Below are 16,502 nucleotides of genomic sequence, written 5' to 3' on the forward strand. Positions count from 1 at the left end.
TTCTGAGCTATTAGCTATTAGCTTTCAGCTGATAGCTTTCGTTTTGATTGACAGGCAATTTCGCACGCTGGCAAGCGGTACCTGTGCATGGGTGGGTGCAGTGCAAAAGTAACGGCAGTTTCCCAGAGTGCAGGAAGACGAGAATATGCAGGACAACAGGCCCGAATTATGATGAACAAAGTATAAAGCCCGACTCAAACGGCACAAAACTTCGTCCAGCCAGTCTATAAAGTTCAATCATCAGTTTATAAAAACGAGTAGCCAGTATAAAAACAATGCCCATACGGTGCACGGATAGCCCCTTCTGCTTGGCTGCCACTACTGCTTCGGTTTCAGCTGGTAGGTGGCCGTCGTCGGGTAGTGGTCGGAGTACGGAATTTCGTAATTCACCCAGAAGTCGCGCACTTGCCAGCGCGGGCCGGCAAACTGGTTGTCGATGCGCAGAAAAGGAATCCGGCCGTTGTACGTGCTGCCCACGCCGTTGCCCACGCTGGTCCAGGCGTTCTGAAAGCCATCGGCCAGCTTATCGTAGCTGTAGCTGTAGGGCACGTCGTTGAGGTCGGCACAGAGCAGTATCGGGTACGGGCACTTGGCAAAGCGGTTGACCAACGTATCAATCTGCGCGTGCCGCAGCACGGCCCCGCGCTTGAAGCGCCGCAGCAGCCCCAGTCCCTTCTTTTTCAGGCCCGATTTACTGGAGTAGCTGTCTACAATATCCTTTTCATCCATGCTCATGCTCTGCAGATGAAAGCTGTACACGCGGATGGTATCCTGGCTGGGCAGGCGCAAATCGGCCCACATGCCGTGGTTCTGGGTGAGCTTGCCGAACTGAATGGTGCCTTTATTGACAATGGGATGGCGCGAGAAGATGGCCATGCCGAACTCGGCCCCGGCGCTGTTAGTCAGCGTTTTCGACAGGAACGACTCGCGCCCCGCCTGCCGGCCGATTTTGTCCATAGCGCGGAACACGTTGCCGTCGGCCGATTTGGTGCCGGCGGGCTCGTTGTAGAACTCCTGCAAACACAGCACATCGGCCTTGCTTTCGGCCAGCCAGCGTACCATCTCTTTGGATGACTGCAGCCCGTCGTTGCGCAGCTGCGGATACACATTGAAGATGCGCACGTTGGCCGACAGCACCTGCACTACCGGCCCGGCCGTAGCCGGCTCGGCGGCCGTGGTCAGGCGCAGCGGGTGCAGGGCCAGCCCGCGCTGGAAGTGGGGCCAGGTAAGCACGGCCAGTGCCAGCGGCAGCAGCGCTACCGGCCAGCGTCGCAGCAGCCAGTAGCCGGCCGCCAGCAGGTTGAGGCCTAGGGCCACGGGCAGCGTGAGGGCCCCGAAAATGGCTGGCCAGAAAGTGTACGCGGGTATCTGCTCGCAGGCAATGCCCACCAGCACCCATCCCATCACCAGCAAAGTGCACTTGAAAGCAAACGAACGACGCACGGGCAACTCTTATTCTACCAACCGGAAGCGGATGAGTAAAGGTAGCGCTTCCGATCCGGCCCCGCATTGCCGGCTCCATCTGGCTACTCGGCAATCCGGGTTTTACGCGGTCAGTTATGTATCTTTCCCGGGCATTCTATCCTTCTTTATATGAGTAGACTACTACCGCTCTGGCTGTGCTTGCTATTGCCTTTATCGTTGACTGCCGCCCCGCGCCCCACAGCTGCCCCGGGCCCCGAAAAAACGCTGGAATTCGTAGAGAATAAGGGCCAGTGGCCCAAGACGGTGCGCTACCAGGCCGAGCTGCCCGGTGGGCGGCTCTACCTCACGCCCACCGGCTTCACCTACTCGTTTCTGAGCGCGGCCACCTTCGCCCAGATAAACCATCGTCATGGCGACGACAACGCGCCGCCCCGCTCGGCGGCACCAGCCCCTACCGAGGCGCGCGGCCACGCCTACACGGTGTCGTTTGAGGGAGGCAACGCCCGGGCCGCGCTGCTGCCCGAGCAGGCCACCAGCGGTACGCGCAACTACTTTCTGGGCAGCAACCCGCGCGAGTGGGCCAGCGGCGTGGCCGGTTACCGGCAGGTGCGCTACCAGGCCGTATACCCCGGTATTGATGTGCGGGTGTACGAAAACGCCGGCCAAAACCTAGAATACGACTTCGAGCTGGCCCCCGGCGCGAAGCCCGACAATATCCGCCTGCGCTATGCCGGCCCCAACGCCGTGCGCCTCTCGGCTGAGGGCCAGCTGCTGATTGAAACCAGTGTGGGCACGGTAATCGAGCAGGCTCCGCTGGCCTGGCAGACCACGGCCACCGGCCGGCGGCTGCCAGTGAGCTGCCGCTTCGAGCTGCAGGGCAGCACGGTGCGGTTTCGCCTGGGTGCCTACGATGCCAAGCTACCGCTGATTATCGACCCAACCGTGCTGTTTTCGTCGTTTACCGGCTCGCTGGCTGATAACTGGGGCTTTACGGCCACCCACGATGCGCAGGGCAACATGTACTCGGGCGGGGTAGCGTTCGGGCCGGGCTACCCAACTTCGCCGGGCGCGTTCCAGACCAGCTTTGCCGGCATGGCCGACGTGGCCATCATCAAGTACAAAGTAACCGCCAGTGGCGCGGCGGCCCGCCTTTATGCCACGTACCTCGGCGGTAGCCGCACCGATGCACCCCACAGCCTGATAGTAAACGGCCTGGGCGAGCTGGTACTACTGGGCAGCACCAGCTCGGGCAACTTCCCGGTTGGCAGCGCAGCAGCACAGCGCACCTTCCGGGGCGGGCAGCCGGTAAACCCGTTTGGCGGCGCAATACTCGACCAGATGGGCTACCCCGAGGGCTCCGACCTGTTCGTAGCTACCCTCAGTGCCGATGGCAGCAAGCTGGTAGCCGCCACCTACCTGGGCGGCTCGGCCAACGACGGCCTCAACCTGAGCCTGGCCAACAACTACGGCGACCAGTTTCGGGGCGACGTGCTGACCGACGGTGCAAACAACGTGTACATCGCCTCTACCACCAACAGTACCGATTTCCCGATGGCCGGAGCCCTGCAGAGAAATCTGCGCGGCGCCACCGATGCAGTTGTCTGCCAGCTGCCCCGCCTGCTCGACCGCCTGAACTGGAGCACTTACCTGGGCGGCACCGGCACCGACGCGGCTTTCTCGCTCCAGCTTTCGACCGGGCGCACGCTCTACGTGGGCGGCGCTACCACCGGCACGGGCTTCCCCACGGTGGCCGGCAGCCTGCACCCACAGTCGGCGGGCGGGCGCGAGGGCTTTGTGGTAGGCTTGGCCGCCGATGCCGGCACCCCGCGCTACGGCACCTACCTGGGCACCTCGGCCGACGATCTGGCCTTTTTCGTGCAGCTCGATAACAGCGGCGACGTGTATGTATTGGGCCAGACCAACTCGAATGCCTACCCCAAAACGGCCGACCTCTACGGGACGCCCGGCGCCCGGCAGTTCATTCATAAGCTCGATGCCACGCTCAGCACCACCATGTTCAGCACCACGTTCGGCTCGGCCCAGTCAGAGCACGAATTTTCGCCCACGGCCTTTCTGGTTGATGATTGCGAGCGGGTGTACGTGAGCGGCTGGGGCGGCGCCACCAACCGGGGCTATAGCACGGGCACCACCCGCAACCTGCCCATTACCCCCGATGCCGTGCAGAAAACCACCGACGGCAACGACTTCTACCTGGCCGAGTTTGCGGCCGGCCTCACCGGGCTCGAATACGCCACATTTTATGGCGAGCAGGGCGGTCGGGGCGAACACGTGGACGGGGGCACCTCCCGCTTCAGCAAAAAAGGCGTGGTGTATCAGGCCGTGTGCGGCGGCTGCGGCGGCACCCAGGGTTTCCCGCGGCCGCCGGGTGCCAGCTTCTACGACACCCGCAACGGTAGTACCAACTGCAACAACGCCGCCTTTGCTATCAACTTCGACATCATCACCGCCGACCCCGGTGCCACCCGCTACGCCTGCGCCACCGATGGCCCGGTACTACTGGGCGGGCAGCCGGCCGGCGGCACCTGGAGTGGCCCCGGCGTGGTGCGCCGCCCCGATGGGCGCTACGAGTTCCGGCCTACGCCTGAGCTGGTGGGTCGTAATGTGCTCCAGTACACGGTAAAAGCCACCGGCGTGTGCGTGAGCACCCGCCCAATGGCCCTGATTGTGGCCAAAACCCAGCCAGTAACCATCGCCCCGCTGGCCTCCCTGTGCGCCAACGCCAGCCCGATAACGCTGCAGGCCACGCCCACCGGCGGTACCTGGAGTGGCCCGCGGGGCCTGAGCGGCAATACCTTCGATCCGCGCCTGTCGGGGCCGGGTACGTTCACGCTCACCTATTCGATAAGCGACACACTGGCCTGCGGCACGGCCAGCACCACCGTTACCATAAACGCCCCGCCCACACCCCAGGCTGGCCCCAACCTGACGCTGTGCGCCTACGAAACCGCGCCCATTCAACTGACCGGTGCCACCCCTGCCGGCGGCACCTGGAGCGGCCCCGGCGTAACGCCGGCCGGCCTGTTCACCCCACCCGATACCCGCCTGCTGGGCGGCATTTTCACGCTTACCTATACAGTGAGCGAGAACGGCTGTGCGGTTACAGCTACCCGGCAGGTACTACTGGCGCCTTCGCCCACCTCCAACGCGCCGCTGCAGGTGCCGGTGTGCGAACGGTTTCCGGAGTTCACCGGCCTGGCCCCGCTCACGCTCACCATGAAGCCGGTACTCACGGGCGGCACCTACGAGTGGGATTTCGGCGACGGCAGCCCCCGCTCGACGGAGGAAAACCCCGAGCACGTATTCACGCAGCCCGGCCGATACAACGTGCGCCTAGTAGCCCGCTACGCCAATTGCGTGGTCGAAACCAGCTTCGCGCCGGTTATCGTCAACCGCACCTTCGTGCCCAACATCATCACCCCCAACCGCGACCTGCAAAACCAGTCCTTCATTCCGTATTTCAGCTGCCGTACCACCCAGCTCAGCCTGTACAACCGCTGGGGCAGCAAGGTGTACGAAACGGCCGACTACCGCAACGACTGGCAGGCCACGGGGCTATCCGATGGCCTATACTACTACCAATTGAAAGATGCCGACGGCCGCACCGCCAAAGGCTGGCTGACAGTAGTGCGGTAAGTATGGAGTACAGAGAGGTAAGAAATCGGGCAGACACGCCTTATGAACGCTGCATGGCCTGTGTCTCACTTCCCTGTACTCATTACTCACTTGATTACGGCGCTTTCTTTTTGTACCTTTGCCCCACAAGTTGACGCAAGACCAGAGGGGACGTATCGTCCCCTCTTTCTTTTTCCTGCCCTTACCAAGGCCCGCTGCCTATGACCCTCGACCGTAACCTGCTACTGGAAATGCTGCGCGACAGTCTGCCCCTCGAAGGCACCCTGTTCGCGGTAGATTTGACCGTTTCGGACTCCGTGCGGCCCAAAGTAACCGTTACGCTTGATGGCGAGCAGGGCCTGGGCATTGACGAGTGCGCGCAAGTGAGCCGCCGGCTGGCCCGTCGCATCGAGGAGCATTATGGCGATGAGCTGAGCTACACGCTCGAAGTAACCTCGCCCGGTGCCGACCAGCCCCTGCGCGACCCGCGCCAGTATGTGCGCCACGTGGGCCGCACCCTGCACCTGAAACTGCAGGACGGCACCGAGAAAACCGGCAAGTTCGAGTCGCTACTGCCCGAGGGCGCGGGCATCGAGCTGGCCGAAATCCTCAAAGAAAAGCACAAGGAGAAAATACTGCCCGTCATCACCGTACCCTTCCAGGATATTACGGAAGCTGTGGTGGTTATCTCGTTTAAATAAGTATTTGCGCTGACAGCGGTTAGCTGTCAGCCCTGTTTCTGAGTTATTCACCTTTTGGCAGTAGCCGGTAGTTCTCCTTCTTTGGAATGCTAACAGCTAAAAGCTGACAGCTAAAAGCTTAAAAAATGAACAGCAGCGTCCTGATTGAATCGTTTGCCGAATTCGCCCGCTCGAAGAACATCGACCGGCCCACCATGATGAGCATCCTGGAGGAAGTATTTCGCACGATGATTCGCAAAAAGTACGACGACGACTCCAACTTCGACGTCATCCTCAACGTGGACCAGGGTGACCTGGAAATCTGGCGCAACCGCGAAATCGTGGACGACAACTCGGAGGATATCTGGGACTTCGACAAGATTCCGCTGGCTGAGGCTCAGAAGATTGAGCCTGACTTTGAGGTTGGCGAAGAAGTAGCCGAGGAAGTGAAGCTCGAAGACTTCGGTCGGCGCGCCGTGCTCATGGCCCGCCAAACGCTGATTCAACGTGTGAAAGACCTGGAGCGCGACAACCTCTACCAGGCCTACAAGGACCAGGTGGGCGAAATCGTGGTGGGTGAAGTGTACCAGGTATGGGGCCGCGAGGCGCTCATTCTGGACAAGGACGACAACGAGCTGAGCTTGCCTAAAGGCGAGCAGATTCCGAAGGACCGCTACCGCAAGGGCGACAACATCCGCGCCGTGGTACACCGCGTGGACGTGCTCAACGGCACGCCCAAAATCATCCTCTCGCGCGCCGCCCCAGCATTCCTGGAGCGCCTGATGGAGCAGGAAGTACCCGAGATTTTTGATGGCCTCATCACCATCAAAAACATCGTGCGCGAGCCCGGCGAACGAGCCAAAGTGGCCGTAGAAAGCTACGACGAGCGTATCGACCCGGTGGGTGCCTGCGTAGGCATGAAAGGTTCGCGTATTCATGCCGTAGTGCGTGAACTCGAAAACGAGAACATCGACATCATCAACTACACCGACAACTTGGAGCTCTATATCGCCCGGGCCCTGTCGCCGGCCAAGCTTACGTCGATGAAAATCAACGAGCAGACCGGCCGCGTATCGGTGTTCCTGCGGCCCGATCAGGTAAGCCTGGCCATTGGCCGCGGTGGCGCCAACATCAAGCTGGCCTCGCGGCTGGTGGGCATGGAAATCGACGTGTTCCGCGATGCAGGCGACTTCGAAGAGGACATTGCCCTCGACGAGTTCAGCGACGAAGTGGAAGCCTGGATTATCGACGAGCTGAAGAAAATCGGCCTCGATACCGGCCGCGCCGTACTGGCTGTAAACAAAGAAGACATCGTGCGTCGCACCGAGCTGGAAGAGGAAACCGTGGAGGAGTTGTTCCGCGTTATCCGCAACGAATTCGATGACGAATCGGAAGCGGCTCCCAAACCCCGCTTTGCCGACGATGAAGAGGCAAGCGACGACGAAACGGCAGCTGCCAACAACGGTACCGAAGATATCAGCAACACGGATGCAGTAGCCAACATCGTCAGCAACGACGACGCAGGCGACGCAGCAAGTGATGAGCCATCGGCCCCTGAAGCTTCTGCTGAACCAACAGCCGAAGCAGCCGAAATGAGTGAGGCGCCCACCGAAGCCACCGCAGAGCAGCCGGCAACGGATGCCGACCCGGATTCGGAGCCGCTTAAGAAAGACGATTCACCAAATTCCGGCGCCGCGCAATGAGTGCGCGGCGGCCGGTACGGCAAGGACACTGAAATCGGGCCGGGTGGCTTGATTTCAGCGTCGCCCGGCAAGATTTAATGTAGTACCTTTGCAACTGAATAAGAGCATCGTTCGCGAGCACAGAATGGCGGAAGCATCAACTAAACGGCTAAATCAGGCGGCCAAAGACCTGAACGTTGGCATCTCCACGATTGTGGATTATCTGACGGAAAAAGGGCATTCCATCGAAAACAAACCAACGACCAAGCTAACGGCCGAGCAGGTAACCCAGCTCAATAAGGCCTTTGCTTCGTCGGTGCAGGATAAGAAGGAAGCCGAAAAAGTCAGCCAGGCCAAGCGCCAGAGCGAGCTGGAAGCCGCTGCGGCTCAGTCGCGTGCGTCTGAGGCTGCCCGGCCGACGCCGCCGCCTGCCCCGGCTCCCGAGCCTAAGCCTGAACCGGCTCCCGCTACGCCTGCTCCTGCCGCCGCCGCGCCGGCCCCCGTCACTCCACTTAAGGCCCCGGAAGCGCCGGTGGCCGCCAAGCCCGCCGCCCCGGCGCCGGAGCCAACTCCTGCCCCCGCCCCCGAAGCCGCCGACACCACCCGGGTGCCAGGCCTGAAGGTGCTGGGCAAAATCGAGCTCGACTCGAAAGGCCGTCCTGTGCGCCCCAAGGCTGAAAAGCCCGCGGCTGCCGCAGAAGCCAAAGCTCCTGAAGCCAAAGCCCCGGCACCCAAAGCTGCAGAGCCTAAGGTAGCCGAAGCTAAAGCAACGGAAGCTAAAGCCCCTGCCGAAGTCAAGGTTTCGGAAGCCAAGGCGCCCGAGGCAAAAGCCCCGGCAGCCAAAGCTCCTACTGAAGCGAAGGCACCTACTGAAACAAAGGTACCCGAGGCGAAAGCCCCGGAAGCCGCCGCCAAGCCTGCCGAAGCTGCTAAGCCCGTGGCCGAAGCCAAGCCTGCTACCAGCACTCCGGCTACACCGGCTGCTGCTCCGGCCGCGGCCACGCCGGCTGCCGATACACCTGCCGAAGACAATACCATCGTTGCTAAAGCCGATCAGCTCAAGGGGCTGACGGTACTGGGCAAAATCGAGCTACCTACTGACTCGTCGCGCCGCGGCGGCCGGGGAGCCCGTCCGGTGGCTTCGTCCGATGTACGCAAGAGCGGCCTCAGCGCCGATAAGAAAAAGCGCCAGCGTATCCCGATGAATGGCCCCGGCCAGACTGGTGGAACTGGTAACTCTCGTCCAGTAAGCCCTAGCCAAGGTGCCCGTCCGACTGGTACTGGCCCAGCTGCCAACCGGGGAACCGGTGGTCGTGGTGGCAACACCAACACCCGTCAGCCGGCCGTTCCGCTCACGCCCGAGCAGAACGACAAGCAGATTCAGGAGCAGATCAAGGCTACGCTGGCCAAGCTCAGCGGCGGCCGTGGTCAGTCGCAGAACCGCGCCAAGTACCGCCGCGACAAGCGCAGCAACGCTGCCGACGACCGGGAAGCTACGCGCGCTCAGAACGAGCTCGATGCCAAGACGCTGAAAGTAACCGAGTTCATCTCGGCCAACGACCTGGCATCGCTCATGGACGTGTCGGTGAACGAGGTGATTAAGGTGTGCCTGAACATGGGCATGTTCGTCTCCATCAACCAGCGCCTCGACGCCGAAGCCATTACTGTAATTGCCGACGAGTTCGGCTACGATATTGAGTTCCTGTCGGCCGAGGAAGAGGAGACAGTAGCCGAAATTGAGGATGATGAGGCTGATCTGCAGCCCCGCGCCCCCATCGTGACCATCATGGGTCACGTCGACCACGGCAAGACCTCGCTGCTTGACTACATCCGGAGTGCTACGGTAGCTAAAGGTGAAGCCGGTGGCATCACCCAGCACATTGGAGCCTACGACGTGATGACCAAGTCGGACAGGCGCGTAACGTTCCTCGACACGCCGGGTCACGAAGCCTTTACCGCCATGCGAGCCCGTGGTGCCAAAGTCACCGACATTGCCATTATCGTGGTAGCGGCCGATGACTCGGTGATGCCCCAGACCCGGGAAGCCATCAACCACGCCCAAGCGGCTGGTGTACCCATCGTTATTGCCCTCAACAAAATCGACAAGCCCGGCGCCAACCCCGATAAGGTGCGCGAGGAGCTGTCGGTTATGAACATTCTGGTAGAAGAGTGGGGCGGCAAGTACCAGAGCCAGGAAGTATCGGCCAAAACCGGTGCTGGCATTGATGACCTGCTGGAGAAAGTACTGCTCGAAGCCGAACTGCTGGAGCTGAAAGCCAACCCCGACCGCAAGGCCGTGGGTACGGTTATCGAAGCCTCGCTCGACAAGGGCCGTGGCTACGTAACCACCATTCTGGTGCAGACCGGCACCATGGAAGTAGGCGACATCGTGCTGGCTGGTCCGCACTTTGGCCGTGTGAAAGCCATGACTGACCACCGCGGCAAGAAGATGAAGAAAGCTGGCCCGGCAACCCCGGTACAGGTTCTTGGTCTGACGGGCGCACCCCAGGCCGGCGACAAAATCCAGGTAATGGAAACGGAGCGCGAAGCCCGCGAACTGGCCACCCAGCGTCAGCAGCTGGCCCGTGAGCAGAGCATGCGCACCAAGAAGCACATCACCCTCGACGAGATTGGTCGCCGTCTGGCTATCGGCTCGTTCAAGGAGCTGAACGTGATTGTAAAGGGCGACGTGGATGGCTCGGTGGAAGCACTGGCCGACTCCTTGCTCAAGCTCAGCACCCCGGAAATTGCCATCAACATCCTCAACAAGGGTGTGGGTGCCATTTCCGAATCCGATGTGTTGCTGGCTTCGGCTTCCGACGCTATCATCATCGGTTTCCAGGTGCGGCCTTCCATCAGTGCCCGCAAGCTGGCCGAGCAGGAGCAGATCGACATCCGCCTCTATTCCATTATTTACAACGCCATCAACGAGGTGAAGGATGCCATGGAAGGCATGCTGGCCCCGACGGTGAAGGAAGTGGTGGTGGCCAACGCCGAAGTTCGCCAGGTGTTCAACATCACCAAGGTGGGCGCCATCGGTGGCTGTATGGTTACCGACGGTACGTTTACCCGCAAAACCAAAGTGCGCCTGGTGCGCAACGGCATTGTGGTGTACTCGGGCGACATCAAAGACCTTAAGCGCTACAAAGACGATGTGTCGGAAGTACGCCAGGGCTACGAGTGTGGTATTTCTCTCAAGAACTTCGACGACCTCCAGGAGGGCGACAACATCGAAGGCTTCGAAGAGCAGGAGATCAAGCGGACGCTATAGTCAGCTGCTACGCTGCCAGAAAGCTGCTTTTAGCAGCCTGATTGGCTAGCTCTTTTTTATAAAAAAGCCAATGGCCGCCATCCTATTTGTAGGATGGCGGCCATTGGCTTTCACGGGCAACGAAATAAGCGGGTGTCAGTCTACTCCCCCAGGTCTGCTTATAAAGCAACCGGCCCCTGTCCTTTGAAGGATAGGGGCCGGTTGCTTTGCGAGGAGGTATAGGCGCATTGGTTCTACACCAATTCTAGCTGCTTAAAAAAACAGAAAGCCTTTTTTACTGCGGTTACGGTTGCTCCTCTGCTTGTCAGTCATGGGTTTGCCCTTAGGATTGACATACCCGCCTTGGCGAGTCTGGCCGCGCTTGGGTGGTTTAGCCCCAACGCGCTTGTCTTTAAACTTGCGCACCGTGAAACCGCCACTGCCCTTATCGTACTGGCGGTAGCCGCCATCGGCGCGGCTGAGGCTGGAGTTACCTGCCCCCGAGCGGGCATCGAGCACTTCCAACTGCTGGTCGCGCTTGCTTTCCGCGGCGTTCATGTTCATGCGGCGCTGCATGTTCGCTACGTCGTCGGCCGAAGCTTTGCCGCGCTTGCGGGCCTTTTTCTGAGTAGACTGCCGGGCCTGGGTTTCCTCGCGGGTCTGGCCGTCGAGCACGGCCGTTTGGGCGCGGGCGGCGGGGGCAGTAGCCCAGGTAACGGCGGCAAGAGCCAGCAGGGAAAGCAATTTGTTCATTAAGACAGCGAAAAGTTCAGCAGTTGGGAGTTCAGCAAACGAACTGGCACCTAACGAAGTTAGTTCAAAGCGTGCAAAAAGTTGCGGGTAAGCCGCCCAACCCATGCTAACAACGCCGGCCCCGGCAGCCCGAAGGCAACCAGCGCCTGCGTTGTTATGCTGGACTTTAGAACTTAGGCCCGATTGCGGAGCGCGTCACGGATTTCGGTGAGCAGTATTTCCTCCTTAGTTGGAGCAGGATCGGCTACGGCCACCACTTCCTGCGGCTTCTTGTAGCGGTTGGCGATTTTCACGAGCCAGAAAATGGCGAAAGCCATTAGTAGGAAGGTGATGATGGCATTCATGAACAGGCCGTAGTTGATGGTGGCGGCCTTCGCTTCCTTGGCCAAAGCCAATGTAGCGTAGGTATTTCCATCGAGCGAGAGGTACCATTCCTTGAAATCGAGGCCGCCGGTAAGCAGCGTCAGAATGGGCATCAGAATATCGTCAGTGAGTGAAGCGACGATTTTACCGAAAGCCCCGCCGATGATAACACCAACGGCCAGGTCGAGCACATTGCCCTTCGATATGAACTCCTTGAATTCGGAAACAAAACCCATACGCGAAAAACGATTGAGAGTGAGAGAGAGAAATGCGAATTCAAGATAGAGTTTTTGCTATTTAAACGAACATTGGGCAAGTACCACGCCCAAAGGTGGCTATTTGGCCTCGAGCCCGGCCCGGTAATTCGCCCAACGCCACCATTCAGGCGTTCGGCCAGCTGCCACGGCGGGTGGGCTGGGCAAACTGAGGCGCGGCATTTCGTTCTATCTTTGGCTCTCGCACTGTTTCAACGTTTCCCACCCTCTCCCACCACTATGCCCGCTTCTTTCGCCACGCTGCTCTACGACCTCAATGCTGCTTCCGGTATCCTCACCATCACCGTTAACCGTCCCGATAAGCTTAACGCCCTCAACGCCGCCACCATCGAGGACATCGGCAGCGCCTTTGCGCAGGCCCAGGATGATGCGCAGGTACGCGGCATTGTGCTAACGGGTAGCGGCGAGAAGGCCTTCGTGGCCGGAGCCGATATTGCCGAGCTGGCCGGGCTCGATGTGCTGGCGGCCCGCAAAGCGTCGGAGCGGGGTCAGGAGATATTCGGCCGGATTGAGGAAAGCAGAAAGCCCGTGGTGGCCGCCGTGAACGGCTTCGCGCTGGGCGGCGGCTGCGAGCTGGCCATGGCCTGCCATATGCGGATAGCCGCCGACAATGCCCGCTTCGGCCAGCCCGAGGTAAACCTGGGCCTGATTCCGGGTTACGGCGGCACCCAGCGCCTGGCTCAGCTGGTGGGCAAGGGCAAGGCCATTGAGCTGCTGCTGACGGCCGACATGGTGAAGGCCGACGAGGCTCTGCGCCTGGGCCTCGTCAACCACGTGGTGCCGCAGGCCGAGCTGCTCGATTTCAGCCGTCAGCTCCTCGCGCGCATCCTGGGTAAGGCTCCGCTGGCCGTGGGCCTGTGCCTCGACTCCGTTAATGCCTACTACGACCAGCAGCGCCACGGCTACCAGACCGAAGCCCAGGGTTTCGGCCGCTGCTTCGCCTCCGACGACTTCAAAGAGGGCACTACCGCTTTCCTGGAAAAGCGCCCGGCTGCCTTTACGGGTAATTAAAGATTGAAAGCGAAAAATTAAAATTGACTGATAAGACGGCCACATTCAACATTACCCAGTAATTCCAACGGCCATTTTTAATTTTTCACTTCTAATTTTTAATTAGAAAAATGAGTTTAGCGAAAAAGCTGGCTTCCCAGACGGCTATTTATGGGGTGAGCAGCATTTTGGGCCGTACGGTCAGCTTTCTGCTTGTGAGTGTGTACACCGAGCGTTTTGCGGCGGCCGAGTATGGCATCGTGACGGGGTTGTTTGCCTCCGTGTCGTTTCTGAACGTGGTGTTTACCTACGGCATGGAAACCACGTATTTCCGCTTCGCCAACCGCCCTCTTACCGACCGGCGGGAACTCTACGACCGGACCCTGACGCTGCTGTTGCTTAGCAGCGTGGTACTGACGCTACTGCTAATGATCCTGGCCCGCCCGCTGACAGGGTTGCTGAGCTTACCTCCCGGCCACGAGCACTATGCCTACTGGATTGCTGCCATTCTGGGCCTTGACGCGCTGGCGGCATTGCCCTTCGCCCGCCTGCGCCTCGAAAACAAAGCCCGCAAGTTCGCCGCCATCCGGCTGGCCAACATCGCCCTCAACGTGGGCCTGAACCTGTTTTTTATCGTGGCCTGCCCCGATATTCTAGACGGCAAATACCTGTCGACGCTGCAGCCACTGGTACGCGCCATCTACGACCCCAGTATAGGCGTGGGCTATATTTTCATCTCAAACGTGGCGGCCAGTGCCTTCACGCTGCTACTGCTGGGCCGCGAGCTGACCGACTTCAGCTTCCGCCTGAACCTGGAGCCGTTGCGGCCAATGCTTAAATATGCCTACCCCATCATGCTGATGGGCTTGGCGGGTATGGTCAACGAAACGCTCGACCGGATTCTGTTGCCCCGTTGGCTGCCTGAGGGCTTCTACCCTGGCCAAAGCAGCCTTGCGGCAGTAGGCGTGTACGGGGCCTGCTACAAGCTCAGTATTCTAATGAGCCTAGTTATTCAGGCCTTCAAGTATGCGGCCGAGCCCTTCTTTTTCGCCCAGAGTACTGATCAGAACTCGCCCCGTACTTTTGCCCTGGTACTAAAGTGGTTCACGCTGTGCTGCGCCATGCTGTTCGTGGGCGTGAGCGTGAATCTGGATATTGTGGCGCAGCTATTCCTGCGCAGCCCCGAATACCTGCAAGGGCTGGCCGTAGTGCCGGTGCTGCTGCTGGCCAACCTGTTTCTGGGCGTGTATTGGAACCTGTCGGTGTGGTTCAAGCTTACCGATAAGACGTATTATGGCACCTACATCAGCTTCGGTGGGGCCGTGCTCACCATTGCCCTCAACTTCCTGCTGATTCCGCTGCTGGGCTACATGGGCTCGGCGCTGGCCACGCTGGCCTGCTATTTTATGATGGCCGCACTATGCTGGTGGCTGGGCGAGCGGCACTTCCCGGTGCCCTACCCGGTGGCCCGGCTGCTAATCTGGTTGCTGATAGCCGTGGCTGTGGTAGCCGTCAGCTGGTATGCCCCCGTGGCGCCCGGCTGGGGCCGCTACGGCTTCCACGCGCTGCTCACTATGGGTTTCGTGGGTCTGGTGGCCGCTGTGGAAGGCCGGCGGCTGCGAAGCATCTAGTCTTGAGTTGCGGGCTGTCAGTTACCAGCCGCAAGCTTTTTGAACGTGCTTGCGGCTGGTAGCTGACAGCTTGCGGCTCAAAACCTACCTTTGCCCTATGCAGATTCCCGTTATCAACCGCTCGCGCCACGCACTGCCCGAGTATCAGACGGCCCACGCGGCCGGCCTCGACGTGCGGGCCAACCTCGACGCGCCAGTTACGTTAGGGCCTTTGCAGCGCGCCCTCATTCCAACAGGCTTGTTTCTGGAAATTCCGGTGGGCTACGAGATGCAGGTGCGGCCCCGCAGTGGGTTGGCTTACAAGCATGGCATCGGCCTCGTAAACAGCCCCGGCACCATCGACGCCGATTACCGTGGCGAGCTTAAGGTGCTGCTCGTTAACCTCTCGGACCAGGAGTTTGTGGTGCAGGATGGGGAGCGGATTGCCCAACTCGTGGTGGCCCGCCACGAAGTGGTAGCCTGGCAGCCGGCCGAGGCTCTGTCGGAAACCGGCCGCGGTGCGGGCGGCTACGGCAGTACGGGCGTTGTTTAAATTTCGAATTAAAAATTAAAAGCGAAGAATTGAAAACTGGTTACTTTATCTCTTCTCAGCAGATAATTGACGGCCGATTTTTGTAATGATTCGCTCGCAATTTTTAATTTTTCACTTTTAATTTTAGTTAAATGAAAATTATCGTCCCGATGGCTGGTATGGGTAAGCGCATGCGCCCCCACACGCTCACCGTTCCAAAGCCTCTGATTCCGATTGCCGGCAAACCCATTGTGCACCGCTTGGTGGAAGACATTGCCAAAGTATGCGCCGAGCCGGTAGAAGAAGTGGCCTTCATCATCGGGCGCAGCTTCGGGAAGGAAGTGGAGCAGGACCTCATCAAAATTGCTGAGTCGGTGGGCGGCAAGGGCACTATTTGCTACCAGGATGAAGCTCTGGGCACGGCCCACGCCATCCTGTGTGCCCAGTCGGCCCTCGACGGGCACGTAGTGGTAGCCTTCGCCGACACACTATTCAAGGCCGATTTCACGCTCGACACATCCGTTGATGGCACCATCTGGGTGCAGAGCGTGGAGGACCCTAAGCCCTTCGGTGTGGTGAAACTCGATGATGCTGGTCAGATTACCGATTTCGTGGAGAAGCCTCAGACGTTCGTGTCGGACCTGGCCATTATCGGCATCTACTACTTCAAGGATGGCGAATACCTGAAGCGTGAGCTGCAGTACCTGCTCGACAACAACATTATGGACAAAGGCGAGTACCAGCTCACCAATGCCCTCGAAAACATGAAGAACAAGGGCACCCAGTTCGTGCCCGGCCGCGTAACCGAGTGGCTCGACTGCGGCAACAAGGACGCCACCGTGTACACCAACCAGCGCTACCTGGAGTTCCTGCAGGAGCGCGGCGAAAACCTCAAGGCCTCCTCGGCTCAGGTAACCAACTCGGTTATTATTGAGCCGGTGTACTTGGGTGAAAACGTGACGATTACCAACTCGGTAGTGGGCCCGCATGTATCGGTTGGTGACGGCAGCAGCATTACTGGTTCGGTGGTGGCCAATAGCATTGTGCAGCAGTCGGCTACCATCGAACACGCCAACGTCGCGGGCTCCATGATTGGCTCGCACGCTACACTCAGCGGTAAGTCGCTGGACCTGAGCGTGGGCGACTATAACACGATGCGGTTGTAATATTTCGCGCCGTTTGCTGTTATCCAGCAGTACGTCATTCGGAGCGAGGCGAATAAGGTGGCGTTAACCCGTTGAACGACAATCGTTTCAAGGTCATTGCGCCACCTTATTCGCCTCGCTCCGGATGACGTACTGTTTTGCGG

10 protein-coding genes and 1 pseudogene are annotated in these 16,502 nt (G+C 59.8%); 8 read left to right on the forward strand and 3 right to left on the reverse strand.

Annotated features, from left to right (window positions below; genetic code table 11):
- Window positions 1-318 precede the first annotated feature (318 nt).
- Window positions 319-1,443, reverse strand: coding sequence for an endonuclease/exonuclease/phosphatase family protein (locus tag HW554_RS03155; protein ID WP_176906901.1), 1,125 nt, complete (start codon window positions 1,441-1,443; stop codon window positions 319-321).
- Window positions 1,444-1,593: 150 nt separating this feature from the next.
- On the opposite strand from HW554_RS03155, the gene HW554_RS03160 reads away from it, so the two are divergent.
- The 4 genes and pseudogenes from HW554_RS03160 to infB all read left to right on the forward strand — a co-directional run bounded on the left by HW554_RS03160 (window position 1,594) and on the right by infB (window position 10,691).
- Entirely contained in the window at window positions 1,594-5,079 is a 3,486-nt protein-coding gene (locus HW554_RS03160) for a DUF7948 domain-containing protein (protein ID WP_176906902.1), read from the forward strand.
- Between the two features lie 200 nt (window positions 5,080-5,279).
- Window positions 5,280-5,759 (forward strand): ribosome maturation factor RimP, encoded by a 480-nt coding sequence (locus tag HW554_RS03165; RefSeq protein WP_176906903.1) that lies wholly within the window; start codon window positions 5,280-5,282, stop codon window positions 5,757-5,759.
- Window positions 5,760-5,884: 125 nt separating this feature from the next.
- Window positions 5,885-7,120, forward strand: a pseudogene (gene nusA, locus HW554_RS03170) (transcription termination factor NusA); the annotation flags it as partial.
- Between the two features lie 445 nt (window positions 7,121-7,565).
- Window positions 7,566-10,691: a translation initiation factor IF-2 gene (gene infB / locus HW554_RS03175; protein WP_176906905.1), complete on the forward strand. Its 3,126-nt coding sequence runs from the start codon at window positions 7,566-7,568 to the stop codon at window positions 10,689-10,691.
- Between the two features lie 252 nt (window positions 10,692-10,943).
- On the opposite strand, the gene HW554_RS03180 is transcribed toward infB, so the two are convergent.
- Both HW554_RS03180 and mscL read right to left on the reverse strand, forming a co-directional pair.
- Window positions 10,944-11,423: a hypothetical protein gene (locus tag HW554_RS03180; RefSeq protein ID WP_176906906.1), complete on the reverse strand. Its 480-nt coding sequence runs from the start codon at window positions 11,421-11,423 to the stop codon at window positions 10,944-10,946.
- A 173-nt stretch (window positions 11,424-11,596) separates the two neighbouring features.
- Window positions 11,597-12,022, reverse strand: a complete 426-nt coding sequence (mscL, locus tag HW554_RS03185; protein WP_176906907.1) for a large conductance mechanosensitive channel protein MscL — start codon at window positions 12,020-12,022, stop codon at window positions 11,597-11,599.
- 258 nt (window positions 12,023-12,280) lie between these two features.
- On the opposite strand from mscL, the gene HW554_RS03190 reads away from it, so the two are divergent.
- The 4 genes from HW554_RS03190 (at window position 12,281) to HW554_RS03205 (ending at window position 16,359) form a co-directional block, all read left to right on the forward strand.
- The gene (locus HW554_RS03190; RefSeq protein ID WP_176906908.1) at window positions 12,281-13,072 is read left to right on the forward strand and encodes an enoyl-CoA hydratase-related protein; all 792 of its coding nucleotides are present in this window, start codon (window positions 12,281-12,283) and stop codon (window positions 13,070-13,072) included.
- 110 nt (window positions 13,073-13,182) lie between these two features.
- Window positions 13,183-14,682, forward strand: coding sequence for a polysaccharide biosynthesis C-terminal domain-containing protein (locus HW554_RS03195; RefSeq protein WP_176906909.1), 1,500 nt, complete (start codon window positions 13,183-13,185; stop codon window positions 14,680-14,682).
- Window positions 14,683-14,779: 97 nt separating this feature from the next.
- Window positions 14,780-15,214 (forward strand): dUTP diphosphatase, encoded by a 435-nt coding sequence (dut, locus tag HW554_RS03200; RefSeq protein ID WP_176897125.1) that lies wholly within the window; start codon window positions 14,780-14,782, stop codon window positions 15,212-15,214.
- Window positions 15,215-15,345: 131 nt separating this feature from the next.
- Window positions 15,346-16,359 (forward strand): sugar phosphate nucleotidyltransferase, encoded by a 1,014-nt coding sequence (locus tag HW554_RS03205; RefSeq protein ID WP_176906910.1) that lies wholly within the window; start codon window positions 15,346-15,348, stop codon window positions 16,357-16,359.
- Window positions 16,360-16,502: the final 143 nt, after the last annotated feature.

The organism is Hymenobacter lapidiphilus, from assembly GCF_013377885.1.
GTDB lineage: Bacteria > Bacteroidota > Bacteroidia > Cytophagales > Hymenobacteraceae > Hymenobacter > Hymenobacter lapidiphilus.

What these genes read in the sequence shown, in the direction of transcription:
- HW554_RS03160 (WP_176906902.1), top strand. Translation starts at nt 1,594, where the DNA reads ATGAGTAGACTACTACCGCTCTGGCTGTGCTTGCTATTGCCTTTATCG.
- HW554_RS03165 (WP_176906903.1), top strand. Translation starts at nt 5,280, where the DNA reads ATGACCCTCGACCGTAACCTGCTACTGGAAATGCTGCGCGACAGTCTG.
- infB (WP_176906905.1), top strand. Translation starts at nt 7,566, where the DNA reads ATGGCGGAAGCATCAACTAAACGGCTAAATCAGGCGGCCAAAGACCTG.
- HW554_RS03180 (WP_176906906.1), bottom strand. Translation starts at nt 11,423, where the DNA reads ATGAACAAATTGCTTTCCCTGCTGGCTCTTGCCGCCGTTACCTGGGCT.
- mscL (WP_176906907.1), bottom strand. Translation starts at nt 12,022, where the DNA reads ATGGGTTTTGTTTCCGAATTCAAGGAGTTCATATCGAAGGGCAATGTG.
- HW554_RS03190 (WP_176906908.1), top strand. Translation starts at nt 12,281, where the DNA reads ATGCCCGCTTCTTTCGCCACGCTGCTCTACGACCTCAATGCTGCTTCC.
- HW554_RS03195 (WP_176906909.1), top strand. Translation starts at nt 13,183, where the DNA reads ATGAGTTTAGCGAAAAAGCTGGCTTCCCAGACGGCTATTTATGGGGTG.
- dut (WP_176897125.1), top strand. Translation starts at nt 14,780, where the DNA reads ATGCAGATTCCCGTTATCAACCGCTCGCGCCACGCACTGCCCGAGTAT.
- HW554_RS03205 (WP_176906910.1), top strand. Translation starts at nt 15,346, where the DNA reads ATGAAAATTATCGTCCCGATGGCTGGTATGGGTAAGCGCATGCGCCCC.